The sequence below is a fragment of the Acidimicrobiales bacterium genome (assembly GCA_041394265.1).
Classification (GTDB): domain Bacteria; phylum Actinomycetota; class Acidimicrobiia; order Acidimicrobiales; family SZUA-35; genus JBBQUN01.
The window spans coordinates 3413565-3425815 of sequence record JAWKIO010000005.1 but is presented as its reverse complement, the minus strand read 5'-3'; the positions used below and the strand labels follow the sequence as shown (position 1 = coordinate 3425815).

At 66.0% G+C, this 12251-nt stretch carries 12 protein-coding genes; 5 read left to right on the top strand and 7 right to left on the bottom strand.

Annotated features, from left to right (window positions below; all coding sequences use genetic code 11):
* Nucleotides 1–56 precede the first annotated feature (56 nt).
* Both R2733_16720 and R2733_16715 read left to right on the top strand, forming a co-directional pair.
* Nucleotides 57–518 carry a hypothetical protein gene (locus R2733_16720; GenBank protein ID MEZ5378152.1) on the top strand — a complete coding sequence of 154 codons (462 nt, stop codon included), beginning with the start codon at nt 57–59 and terminating at the stop codon, nt 516–518.
* A 6-nt stretch (nt 519–524) separates the two neighbouring features.
* Nucleotides 525–1082 carry an RES family NAD+ phosphorylase gene (locus tag R2733_16715; GenBank protein MEZ5378151.1) on the top strand — a complete coding sequence of 186 codons (558 nt, stop codon included), beginning with the start codon at nt 525–527 and terminating at the stop codon, nt 1080–1082.
* A gap of 6 nt (nt 1083–1088) precedes the next feature.
* Here the strand turns inward: R2733_16715 and R2733_16710 are convergent, their stop codons facing one another.
* Both R2733_16710 and R2733_16705 read right to left on the bottom strand, forming a co-directional pair.
* The gene (locus R2733_16710; GenBank protein ID MEZ5378150.1) at nt 1089–2189 is read right to left on the bottom strand and encodes a sugar phosphate nucleotidyltransferase; all 1101 of its coding nucleotides are present in this window, start codon (nt 2187–2189) and stop codon (nt 1089–1091) included.
* 2 nt (nt 2190–2191) lie between these two features.
* Entirely contained in the window at nt 2192–3517 is a 1326-nt protein-coding gene (locus R2733_16705; protein ID MEZ5378149.1) for a glycosyltransferase family 4 protein, read from the bottom strand.
* A 58-nt stretch (nt 3518–3575) separates the two neighbouring features.
* Here R2733_16705 and R2733_16700 point away from each other — a divergent pair, with 58 nt between their 5' ends.
* Together R2733_16700 and R2733_16695 are read left to right on the top strand one after the other, a co-directional pair.
* On the top strand, nt 3576–4673 hold the full coding sequence (locus R2733_16700; GenBank protein ID MEZ5378148.1) for a glycosyltransferase family 1 protein: 1098 nt from the start codon (nt 3576–3578) through the stop codon (nt 4671–4673).
* Nucleotides 4670–5746 carry a glycosyltransferase family 4 protein gene (locus R2733_16695; protein ID MEZ5378147.1) on the top strand — a complete coding sequence of 359 codons (1077 nt, stop codon included), beginning with the start codon at nt 4670–4672 and terminating at the stop codon, nt 5744–5746. The genes R2733_16700 and R2733_16695 overlap by 4 nt, the downstream gene beginning before the upstream one ends.
* On the opposite strand, the gene R2733_16690 is transcribed toward R2733_16695, so the two are convergent.
* The 4 genes from R2733_16690 to R2733_16675 all read right to left on the bottom strand — a co-directional run bounded on the left by R2733_16690 (nt 5747) and on the right by R2733_16675 (nt 10193).
* Nucleotides 5747–6685: a UDP-glucuronic acid decarboxylase family protein gene (locus tag R2733_16690; GenBank protein MEZ5378146.1), complete on the bottom strand. Its 939-nt coding sequence runs from the start codon at nt 6683–6685 to the stop codon at nt 5747–5749. It abuts the gene before it with no gap.
* Nucleotides 6686–7960 carry a UDP-glucose/GDP-mannose dehydrogenase family protein gene (locus R2733_16685; GenBank protein ID MEZ5378145.1) on the bottom strand — a complete coding sequence of 425 codons (1275 nt, stop codon included), beginning with the start codon at nt 7958–7960 and terminating at the stop codon, nt 6686–6688. It abuts the gene before it with no gap.
* Nucleotides 7961–8073: 113 nt separating this feature from the next.
* Nucleotides 8074–9519, bottom strand: a complete 1446-nt coding sequence (locus tag R2733_16680) for an LCP family protein (protein ID MEZ5378144.1) — start codon at nt 9517–9519, stop codon at nt 8074–8076.
* Nucleotides 9519–10193 (bottom strand): thiamine diphosphokinase, encoded by a 675-nt coding sequence (locus R2733_16675; protein MEZ5378143.1) that lies wholly within the window; start codon nt 10191–10193, stop codon nt 9519–9521. Before R2733_16675 ends, R2733_16680 begins: the two co-directional genes overlap by 1 nt.
* A 128-nt stretch (nt 10194–10321) precedes the next feature.
* On the opposite strand from R2733_16675, the gene R2733_16670 reads away from it, so the two are divergent.
* Complete coding sequence (locus tag R2733_16670) at nt 10322–11611, top strand: hypothetical protein (GenBank protein MEZ5378142.1); 1290 nt, start codon at nt 10322–10324, stop codon at nt 11609–11611.
* On the opposite strand, the gene R2733_16665 is transcribed toward R2733_16670, so the two are convergent.
* Nucleotides 11606–12250, bottom strand: a complete 645-nt coding sequence (locus tag R2733_16665; protein ID MEZ5378141.1) for a YceH family protein — start codon at nt 12248–12250, stop codon at nt 11606–11608. The genes R2733_16670 and R2733_16665 overlap by 6 nt on opposite strands.
* Nucleotide 12251 lies beyond the last annotated feature (1 nt).

Genomic DNA, 12251 nt, shown 5'->3' with positions numbered 1-12251 from the left:
CGCGCTCAGGTTGACATCACATTGCACTGCAAGGTGATGTCAACTATGGTAGCGAGATGGCAATCACCGATGCACTCGACGCTCCGCTCCTCGTCGGCGACCCCGCAGCGTTGGCCGTCGAGCTGGCAGCTACTCACGCCGACGACCCCGGGTGGCTCGACGCCTTCGCCGACGCGCTCCAGCAGCAGCGTTCGGCCAATCAAGCCCGACGCGTCTTCGCCGTGTGGGGCATCAACCATTCGGAGGCGGGCCGTCTCTTCGGGGTCACGCGCCAGGCCGTGAGCCGCTGGGTGATCGACGGCATTCCCACCAGCCAAACCGTCGCCTTCGCCGATCTTGCTGCAGCGACCGACATCCTCGCGCACTACCTGCAGGCCGACCGGATCCCCGCCGTGGTCCGACGACCGGCGCCGGCGCTTGCTGGACTCTCCCTGGTGGATCTGCTGGGGCAGGGTCGCACCGGCGACATCGTCGGGGCCTGCAAGGCGATGTTCCAGTTCGCCGGAGCCCATCAGTAGCCATCGATGCCGACCCCGCACCTGGAGCTCGTCACCGAGCAGCTGGCTGACCGGCAACGGTGGTGGCGTATCGCCGACCCTTCATGGACCGATCCCGTCGATGCGGGCTACGCCGCCGTCGGTGGCGGACGGTGGAACCCGCCCGGCAGCTGGCCCACGCTGTACCTCAACGAAGACATCGTGACGGCACGCCTCAACCTCCAGCTCTTCACGAGTGCATGGCCGTATGAGCCCGAGGACCTCCGCCCCGAGCACGCACCCACGCTTGCTGCCGTCACGCTCCCCCGACGCCAGCACGTCGTCGACGTCCACTCCCCATCTGGGGTCACCGCCGCCGGCCTACCCGCCACCTATCCGCTGGATCGCCTCGGCAATCTCGTCCCGCATCCGGTCTGCCACACCGTCGGTCAGCGGGCGCACGCCGACGGTCGACGCGGCATCCGCTGCCGGTCGGCGACCAGTCCGCTCGGCGAAGGACGCGAACTCGCCTGGTATCCAGCCACGAGCCGCAGCCGGGCAACGGTCATCGAGACGCTGGAGTTCGCCGATTGGTATTGGCGTTGACGCCACCTACAGCAAGTGGTCCCACTGGCCTGACGAGCGCAGGGCAGTCACGATCGCCTTCACGTCTTGCGCCCGGTCCTTCGGACAGATCAGGGTGGCACCGTCGGTGTGCACCACGATCATGTCGTCGACACCGATCAGGGCCGTGAGGCGGCCCTCGGAGATGACGACGTTGTTCGACGAATCGAGCACCTGGAGGTCGCCGCGTACTGCGTTGCCGTGCTCGTCAGCCGGCGAGTGGCCGGCCACCTCGGGCCAGCTCCCCACGTCGTCCCACACGAAGGTGCCGATGCCCATGACGATGTTGTCGGCCTTCTCCATCAGCGCGTAGTCGATCGAGATCTTGTCGAGCGGCTCGAATGCGTCGGCCAGTGCAGCAGGGAAGCCGGCGCCATCGACGTGCGGGATGAGCGCCTCGATCATCGAGCCGAGTGCAGGGGTGTGCGTGGTGAAGGCTCGATGGAGTGCGTCGACCGACCAGATGAACATGCCGGAGTTCCAGGAGAACGAGCCGGAGTCGATGTAGGTCTGCGCCGTCTCGCGGTCGGGCTTTTCGACGAAACGCACCACCTTGCGGAAGGCCACATCGCCGTCGGACGCGAAGGAGTCGCCCGCCTCGATGTAGCCGAACGCCGTGCTCGGGCGAGTCGGCTCGATCCCGATGGTGACGAGAACATCGTTGGCGGCGGCCAGTTCGAGGCCCTCGCGCAGCGTCTGACGGAACACATCGAGCTCGCCCATCACGTGGTCGGCGGTCACGATGCAGAACACGCCCTGCGGATCTCGCGCCTTCACCACCGCACACGCCAGGGCGACGGCAGCCGCGGTGTCTCGGCGAGTCGGTTCGCCGATGACGTTGTGTGGCGACAGATCGGGAGAACAGGCAATCGTGGCCTCGACCAGGTCGGCGCTGGTGAGGACCAGCACCCGTTCGGCGGGGATCAGCCCCGCGAGGCGATCGACCGCCATTTCGAGCATCGTGCGATCACCGAGCAGCGACAGCAGCTGCTTCGGCTTCGCCATCGTGCTGGCTGGCCAGAATCGTTCTCCGTAGCCACCGGCGAGCACCACCGCGTAGAAGTGGGCTCCGGAATCCTGCGTGGGCATGCTCACTGTCTCCGATCGGAATGCTGCTGGAAGGCTCGACTGGCGGCACGACGAGGAGCGTCTCGACGTCGATTCGGTCGGTACGCCCGTCCTTCGCCCGAGATGTCGATCATCTCGGTGAACAGCCGCTCGTAGGCCGCCGCCTGCGTTTCCGGGGTGAGGAGCTCCTCGACGTAGTGACGGGCTCGTTGTCCCATTTCCTCCATCTCCATCGGCTGGGCCAGCAGTTCGTTGAGGGCCTCGAGAAAGGAAGCGGGATCGTCAGGCGGCACCGTGCGACCGGCATCGGCCCGGGCAACGATCAGGTCGACCTCGGACCCCAGGTCGATGGAGGCAAGGATCGGTCGGCCCGCGGCCATGATCCCGTAGAGCTTCGAGGGCGTCGAGGATCGCGACAGCCCGGTCTTGAGCAGGATCAGGTGAAGATCGGCCGCCCCGAGGAGATCGCTCACCCCCTCGCGACCCACGAAGTCGAATGTGCTCACGTTGTCGTAGCGAGCAGCCCACGCCTCGACAGCCGGTCGCCCGGCGCCTTCGCCATTGATCACGAAGTGCACGTCGGGACGGTCCGCATAGGCCGTGGCGGCGTGCTCGACCAGGTCGAACGACTGCGACAGCCCAACGTTCCCGGCGTACATGACGATGGTCTTGTCCTCGAGCCCCTTCTCGGCTCGCCAGGCGTTCTGCCGCTCGGTGACCTTGACCCGGTCGAGGTCGACGAAGTTGTGGATGATCCGCACCTTGTCGACGTCGGCGGGGTCGACCTTCGCCCGCACGTTGGCCGCCTGATCCTCGCTGAGCACGGTGACCGCCGCCGCCTGCCGGTACAGGCTGCGCTCGAGCTTCTTCGCCCCGTCGATCACCTTCGGGTTGCTCAACGCACCGAGTTCGACGGCGACGTCGGGGAAGATGTCCTGCACGTTGAAGATGAACGGCACCTTCCAGCGACGGGCAACCGCGGCGGCGGCATTGCCGAGGAAGATCGGAGGCGACATGGCGAGCACGATGTCGGGCCGCTCGAGGGTGAGCGCAGCAGCCGTGGCGATGGCGGTGAACCCGGCGAACGCCGCTGCCCGGGCCGGAACGTTGGACTTGTCGGTCGGGAACGGCCACACGCGAATGATGTCACCGGCGGTCGTGGTGGATCGCCGCCACGGCTTGCCCCGCCACTCGGGCTCCACGTCGTGAAGGCGGTACCACGGGAGCGAGGTGACGACGTCGACGGTGTGCCCTCGCTCGGCGAGCGCGAACACCAGCTTGGTCATGACCTCGCCGGTCGCTGCGTGCAGATCAGGTTCGAAGTGGGGGCAGAGAACGAGCAGCCTCATGGCGTGCATCACGATACGCCTCGCGAATCCCATCGAGCGGGAGGTCTATCGTGAGGGGGTGCGCGTCGCTGTGACCTTGACCCAATGCTGGCACGAAGTGCCGGGTGGTACGGCGACGGCGGCCCTCCATCTGGTCGATGCGCTTCGACGCCGTGACGACGTCGATCTCGTCGGCATCGGAGCATTGGGGCGACCCGACACCGCCTTCGTTCCACCGATTCCCACGAAACGTCTCCACCTTCCCTACCAGCTGCTCTACGAGGCGTGGCACCGTGGGTTCGATGCCCCGGAGTGGGTCAGCGGTCCGGTCGATCTCGTGCACGCCACAGCGCCGATGAGCCCACCCGTACGTCGGGCACCGATGGTCGCCACCCTGCACGATCTGTTCCCGGTGCTCGAACCGGCCAATCTCACGTCACGGGGCGTACGGATGATGACCCGTGCCTTCGAGTTGATGCGACGCGACGCCACACTTGTGATGTGTTCGAGCCAGCAGACGCTCGACGACTGCGTCGACGCCGGCTTCGAGCCTGACCGTCTCCGACTCGTTCCTCTTGGTGCCACCCCGGTGGTCGTGACCGCCGCCGACCGTGATCGCGTCCGACGGCGACACCACATCGATCGCCCGTACCTGCTCTGGGTCGGCACCGCCGAACCACGCAAGAACCTCCCGGTTCTGATCCAGGCCTTCCGCCAGGCTGCCCCGCCCGACCACGAATTGCTGCTCGTCGGACCCGATGGCTGGGGCCCCGAGGTGGCATCGCTCTTTTCCACCGACGATGCGATTCGGCATTTGGGCTTTGTCGAGGCGGCAGACCTTCCCGTCCTCTACGACGGCGCCGAAGCGCTGCTGTTTCCCAGCCGGCGCGAGGGCTTCGGCCTGCCGGCGGTCGAGGCCATGGCCCAGGGCACGCCGGTGGTCGGCGCAGCAGACACCGCGGTCGCCGAGGTGGTCGGCGCGACCGGACGACTTCTCGACCCGAGTGATGTCGATGCGTGGAGCGACACGGTCCGCTGCGTTGCCTCCAGCAGCGGCGACTGGAAGCGCCAGCGCAGCGAAGAGGCTCGAGCTCGCGCCGGCGACTTCACCTGGGATCGCACCGCGCAGCTGACCGTCGCGGTCTACGCCGAGGCCATCGAGATGGGATCACGGTGACGCAGATCCTGGCCGTCGTCTCGATGCCCCCGCCGATCACGGGTCAGGCGACCGCCGCCCGCATGCTGATCGAGGCGCTCGACGACGCCGGCGTCGACCATGTCGTGTTCGACACCGCAAGCCCGGTCGACTCCGCCGGTGTCGTTCCGGCGCTCCGCAGTGTCGGGCGAACACTCGCCAACGTCGCTCGATTGGCAACCACCAAGCATGCCGGTCGGGACACGATCGCCTACTTCCAGCTCGGGCAGGGCCCGTCCTCGATCCTGCGCGACCTTCCGATGCTCACGGTCGCAGCAGCACGCCGCTGGCGGATCATCGGGCATCTCCACGGCGGCGGCTGGCGCACCGGCCTCGACCAGGTTCCCGCTCCACTCCGCCGCCTCTACCTCCGGGTGCTCGAGCGGTCTGACACCATCGTCATCCTCGCCCCGCGGTTGGCCGTCATGTTCGACGGCCTGGGGCTGAGCGATCGGTTGCGCGTGATCGGCAACGGCGTCGAACGGCACCTGGCGCTCGCAGCGGTGGAGCACCCGAGCCGCTGGTCGGATCGACCGACGGTGGTGTTCCTGTCGAATCTGATGCCCGAGAAGGGCATCGACACTTTCCTCGACGCCGCCCGTCTGGCGGTCGAGGAGCAGCCTGCACTGCGATTCGTCGTTGCCGGCGGCGCCGACGCACCGGTCGACACCTCCTCGTGGCCGGCCAACGTCGTTTACCGGGGCGTCGTGCATGGCGCCGACAAGGAGTCGCTGCTGGCGGAGGCGCAGCTGCTGGCCCTGCCGACGAGGTACTGGGTCGAGGGCGAGCCGATCTCGATCCTGGAGGCATTTCATTTCGGGCTGCCGGTCGTGTCGTGCGACCAAGGCGGCATCGCCGATCTCGTGGGTCCTGACAACGGCGCCATCGTGCCGGCGAATGATCCCGTCGCGCTGCTCGGCGCCATCGTCATCAACACCATCGACCGGGAGCGGTGGGAACAGGTGTCGGACGCGAATCGCCGCCAAGCCCGCTCCGAGCACTCGCTCGATGCGCACCTGGCGGCGATGTTCGATCTCTTCGGCGTGAGCGCCTGACTACAGCCCGAGTACCTCGGCGAAGTGCTCTGCGGTCTTGGTGACCCCGTCGAGCAGCTGCACTTCCGCTTCCCACCCGAGCTCGCGTCGAGCGACGGTGAGATCAGGCTTGCGCTGTGTGGGATCGTCGACCGGCAGCGGTCCGAAGGAGAGCTCGCTCGACGAGTTCGTGATCTTGATGACCGCCTCGGCGAGTTCACGAATCGTGAATTCGTGCTCGTTGCCGATGTTGACCGGCAGCTGATAGTCGCTGTCGAACAGGCGGATCTGGCCCTCGATCTGGTCATCGACGTAACAGAAGCTACGGGTCTGGCTGCCGTCACCAAAGATCGAGATGGGCTGGTTCTGCAGCGCCTGGATGATGAACGACGACACGACGCGACCGTCTTCAGGACGCATCCGTGGGCCGTAGGTGTTGAACGTCCGCACGATGCGAACGTCGATGCCGTGGTAGCTGTGGTACGCCATCGTCATGGCCTCGGCGAACCGCTTGGCTTCGTCGTACATCGACCGCGGACCGATCGGGTTCACATTGCCCCAATAGGTCTCGGGCTGCGGATGCACGAGCGGATCGCCGTAGACCTCGCTGGTCGAGTTGAGGTGGAACTTGGCGCCCTTCTCGCGGGCCATACCCAGACAGTTGTGGGTGCCGAGGCTGCCCACCTTCAAGATCTGGATGGGGATGTGGCCGAAGTCGACCGGCGATGCCGGGCTGGCCAGGTGCATGATGCCGTCGACGTGGCCCGGCACCCAGATGTGGTTCGACACGTCGTGCTTGACGAACGTGAAGCCTTCGCGTGTGAACAGGTGCTCGATGTTGACCATACGGCCGGTGGCGAGGTTGTCGAGGCAGACCACCTCGTCGCCGCGGTCGAGGAGCCGTTCACACATGTGCGACCCCAGGAACCCGGCACCGCCGGTGACGACGATACGTGCCATCTAGCGGCCGATCCCGCGGTAGGTGAACCCACGACGAGTCAACTGGTGCCGATCCAACAGATTCCGGCCATCAACAACACACGACCCCGCCATCCGATCCTTCACCTGATCGAAATCCAACCAGCGGAACTGATCCCACTCGGTCATCACACACAACAAATCCGCACCATCGACCGCGTCATAGGCATCCGACACCACCTCGACATCAGGCAACTCGACCAACGACTCCGACACCGCCGGATCGAACGCCTTCACCTTCACACCCGCCGCAGTGACCCGCTTCAACACCTCGATCGCCGGCGACATCCGCAAATCATCGGTCCCCGCCTTGAACGTCAACCCCCACACACCAATCGTGCGGCCAGCAGCCTCACCATCAGCATTGTCAGCCAACGCATCCAACACCTTCTGCGCAGTGCGGTCGAACTGCTCATCGTTCACCCGCAACACCTCACGCAAGAACGTGAAGTCATACCCGTGATCCTCAGCAATCCGCACCATCGCAATGGTGTCCTTCGGGAAACACGAACCACCCCAACCCGGACCAGGCTTCAAGAACTCCTTCCCGATCCGATGGTCATAGCCCATCCCCAACACCACATCGTTCACATCCGCACCGACCGCCTCACACAAATTCGCGATCGCGTTCACGAACGACAACTTCGACGCCAGAAAAGCGTTCGACGCGTACTTGATTGTCTCCGCCGACACCGGATCGGTCACCATCACCGGCGCCCGCACCTTCGAATACAACCCGGCGACACGAATCGCGGCTTCCTGATCAGCAGAACCGATCACCACACGATCCGGGTTCAAGAAATCATCGACCGCGGTGCCCTCCCGAAGGAACTCCGGGTTCGACACCACCGCCACGTCGTTGCGGCCCAACACCCGGGCCACCACCTCGGTGGAGCCCACTGGCACCGTCGATTTGTTCACCACCACCGAGTTCGCCGGCAACACCGACGAGATCTGCGCCGCCGCGGTCTGCAAATACGACAGATCGGCCGAACCGTCATCACCCTGCGGGGTCGGGACACACAAATAGTGGAACTCGCAGTCCTTCGACGCCTCAGCAGCACCCACCACGAACTGGAGATTCCCGGCACGAATGCCTTCCTCGACCAGACGATCCAAACCAGCCTCCACGATCGGGATCTCACCCCGACGCAGCCGCTCGACCTTCTTCTCATCGATATCGGCACAGACCACGTCATGCCCCAAATGCGCAAAACACGCACCCGTCGTCAACCCAACATAACCCGTACCGATCACCGCGATGGAAGCCAAGGCCGTGTCTCCTTCTCACCAGTCGTACTTCTACGTCCGTCGTATGGACTCAAAGGGTACTTCGGCCCCCGGGCCCGTCGATCAAGCAAAAACGCCCGTCAACGGCACAGATCGACGGCCGTTTGTTCACTCTCGGTGACCTCGGTCACGAGCGTTCCCGTGGTGTCGGTGGCCTCGTCGGTTGTGGTCGTCGTGGTGCTCTCCGCCGGGTCGACCTCGGGCTGGGCACCGAACGAGATGATGACCTCACGTCCGGTCAGGCTGTCGGTCGGCACCAGTGTCAGCGCGCTCTCCGTGAGACCGAGCCGCACCAGTCCCGGGTTGTCGACGATCGCGGCGACCACGACCCTCGCTGCGCCAAGGCCGTCGGGGCCGTACCGTACCTCGATGCCTGGGGGAGCTTCGATGGTCTGGGGCTGGGACGGATCGAAACCGAGCTCGATCAGACCGTCGGTCGCCTCGAGCGCCAGGTCGCGGGTCGCCGCGTCGGTCTTCACCCTCACCAGCACGGTGCTCGGGTCGTCGACTGGGGCACCGGAGAACAGCGCGAGGAGCGGTGCGGCCTCGGTGTCCATCCCACGCACGATGCTGAGCGCTCCCTCGGTCGAGATGAAGCCGGGATAGCTGTAGGTCTGGAGTTCCTCCGGTTCGAAGGTCGAGTAGCGGCGGCCGAGGTCGACGAGCAGTTGCGGCGTCAGGTCCTGGTCGACGGTCACGCTCTCGAGCGTCGAGTCGATCAGATCGTTGAGCACGAAGGGATTGCGGGCGCCTCGGTCGATCGCCTTGCGGATGAGCCGCTTGAGGAAGTCTTGCTGCCGGCGGATCCGTCCGAGGTCGCCGCCGGGATCGGTGTGCCACACGCCGTCGGCATCCATCGTCTGGTAGTGGCGCGATCGCACGTACGCCAGCGCCTCTTCGGGACCGAGTGCGATGCATCCGGCCTCGAGCTGCTGGAACCCGGTCTGTGTCCGGTTGTGTTGAGCGTTCCAATCACGTGCCGGTTGCGGGAAGGCCACGTCGACGCTGCCGACGGCCTCGACCAGACCTCGGAACCCGGCGAAGTCGACATCGACATAGAAATTGATGGGAATCCCGAAGTTCAGTTCGATCGTGTCGATCAATTCGGCCGGACCGCCGATCGCGAACGCGCTGTTCAGCTTCGCGTTGCGGCCGGTCGCGGAGATCTCGACCCAGAGATCGCGCGGTAGCGACAGCAGCGCGACGGTGCCGTCACGCTCGTCGAGATGAGCGATGATCATGACATCGGAGTTCTGCTCCCCGACACGACCGACGGCGACCGGATCATCGGGGTCGAGGCCGGCCGAGCTGTCCGACCCGACGAGCAGGATGTTCAACACTCGGTCGCCGCTCTCGTCGCGCTCGACCTCGGTGAGCGACCCGGAGAGCTGTACGCGCACGAGCCGTTCGGCTCGTGTCTCGCCGAAGTAGAGCCCCGAAGCCAGCAGAAGGGCCGCAGCGATGGCGACGATGTTGACCGACAGCAGCGTTCGCTGCCCGGCCGAGCGATGCGGACGTCGGCCCATCAGGTTCGCTCCCCTGGCAGCACGACCAGCACGGTTCCCTCGGTCACCTCGACCTCGACGTTCGATGCGGCAGCCACGTTCGAGATGCCTCGGGTGGTGCCGGCATCGAGTGTCTCGTTCGAGAGCGGGTAGTGCAGACCGAGCGTGGTGACCCCGATCGCCGGGCCGTGGACCGGCAGCAGCGTGACGATCTGGTCGGGTTCGACCTCCAAGCGACGTCGACCCGTCACCACATGGAACCGGTCGGAACCGGAGAACACGTCGACGTCGACGTCGCGGTTGGCCGCTCCAGCGATGACGAGGAGGTTGGCCAGCTCGTGGTCAGCCCGCCCACCGCTCACGGCGGTCACCACGATGCGACGGGGGCAGTGGTCGAGCGCCCGTCGAAGGGCCAACTCGAGGTCGGATTCGTCCTTTTCTCGTGGGTGACGCTCGATCGCAGCGCCGGCGTCGGACGCGGCCGCCAGCGCTCGCGTGCTCACCGAGTCCAGGTCACCGACGACCAGGTCGACTGGCCGGCCGCATACCAGCGCATGATCGGCACCGTGGTCGGCGGCGATCACCAATGCAGTGGCAGGAAGACGAGATCGATCGAGCTCGGTTGGTGGGTCACCGCCGCCAAATACCAGCACCGTGTGCCACTGCTGATCATCGGTGGTGGGCGGAGCCGGCATGCGGCTCTGAGGCTACCCGCGTCAGGCTTCACGCTGGGGGCAACGCCCGGTTAACGTGGGCCGATGCACTCGCCGATCCGCTGCCGCGAACCCCGCCGCCGAGGAGTGCGAAGTAACGTCGGGCCGTCATGACCGTGCCGCGTTCCGCCGTTCGATGCCGATGGCGTCCGACTGCCCTCTCCCTCGTGCTGGCCGCCTTGATGGTCGGGTGCGGCCCGAGCGACCCTCAGCCTCGCGCCGAACCGACGTCTTCCACCACCTCGGCCCCCTCCTCCACCACCACGGCCAGCCTGGCCCCGACCAGCACGCCTGATGACGTCCTCTGTGGCACAGAACTTCCGGTCTTCCCGACCACCTCGATCACGGGTGACACCGTCGTGGATACCGAAGGCCTCGATGGCCCGGCCGACGGGGCAGACCCCGCGCTGGAGAACCAACTGGTTCGCCACTGGGACGGCGATGCCGGCACCACGATCGAGATTCGCTGGCCGGCGGGTCCGGGGCCCGACACCGAGTCGTCGGTCGAACTGACCCAGCTCATCGACACCGCCTCACCGTCGCCTTGCGACGTGGTAAGAGTGTCCGGCTACGGCCAGCAGGATCGACTCAACGACATCTTCGGTGTGTTCGTCGACAGTCTCGACGGCAGCGACGCCAAGCCGGCCTTCATCCAGCAGCAGCAAGAACTGGTCACCCCTGCGGTTGCCGACGAGCCCGGCGATTGTGACGAGCCAGTGATCACCTCACTCGACGCCGATGGTCTCCCCGAAGCCGATGCCGTGGTGACCCTCCTCGGCCGCTACGCCAACGACCGCACCAATGGGCATGGCTACGAGAGCTGCTTCACCGTCGCCGGCCTCCGCGAACTCGAGATCCAACTTGAGCGCGACGGAGCTCCCGACATCGTCCGGCCGGCGGAGTCCTTCGGTTTCGAAGCCGAGGCCCTTGCCACCTACCTCGACGCCGATCCGCTCCGAATCGTGCGCGAAACGCTTCGTGTCACCACCATCCCGGTCGACGGTGGTGTCCGCCTGCTGTTCAGTGCCCTCACCACCGGCCCCGACTCCAACGTCGGCGAGGAAGAGGCGATCGCCTTCATCGATGAGTTCCTGATCCTGCTCGGGGACGGCGACTACGACAGCGCCGCCGGCTATCTCGTCAACGAGGGTGTCAGCGACGCTGTTCTCGAGGCCATGCCGACCTTCGAGGACGAGCCGGGTGAGGCGCTCCGCCGCTACTGCCGCGATGCCTACTGCGATGTCACCTACAAGATCAACGAGTCGATCGATTTCGATGCGGTCAGCCGGGACATCGATGTGACCTTCTTCGGCGACGACGACACCGTCGAGGCGGTCATGGTCGTCGGTGCGTTCGAGGGCCAACTCGTGCTGCTGACGCCGCCGCCGGCTCGGTCATGACTCCTGGCGCGGGCTGATGCCGAGTTCGGCTTCGAGCGCCGCCAGTCGGGCTTCGAGCTGATCGATGCGCTCGACCAGAGCCGAGGACGATGTCGTCCCGGCAGCCCGTGGTGCGGCCGCCCGACCGACGGTGGGTTCGGCAACCACGGGTTCACCGGACAGGAGATGGGTCCAGCGGTTCTGACTCTGGCCGGGCTGGCGACCGAGGTCGACCACGAACGGGTCGTCGCCCTCGGCCAACGTCAGAAGGATCGTCTCGACGGCTTCGACGTCGGGGAACCCCACATAACGCTCGGTACGAGTCCTCAGCTCACCCGGCGTCTGGGCACCACGGAGGGCGAGCACGGCGAGCACCGCCTGCTGCTCCTCGTTGAGACCCCAGGTCTCGTCGACGATGTGGCGATGCTTCTGGGTGCGCCCGCCGGCGCTCGACGAGCGGGCGAGCTGATAGTCGTTGCGGAGCGCGAAAATGGCGTCGGTGACCTCGCGCTCGGTCAGTTGCACGACCGGGTCACGACTCGATTTCTGATTGCAGGCGGTGACCAACGCGTTGGTGCTGAGCGGGTACTGGTCTGGCGTCGTCGCCGCCTTCTCGAGCAGTGAACCGAGCACTCGGATCTGAACTGGTGTGAGGTCCATC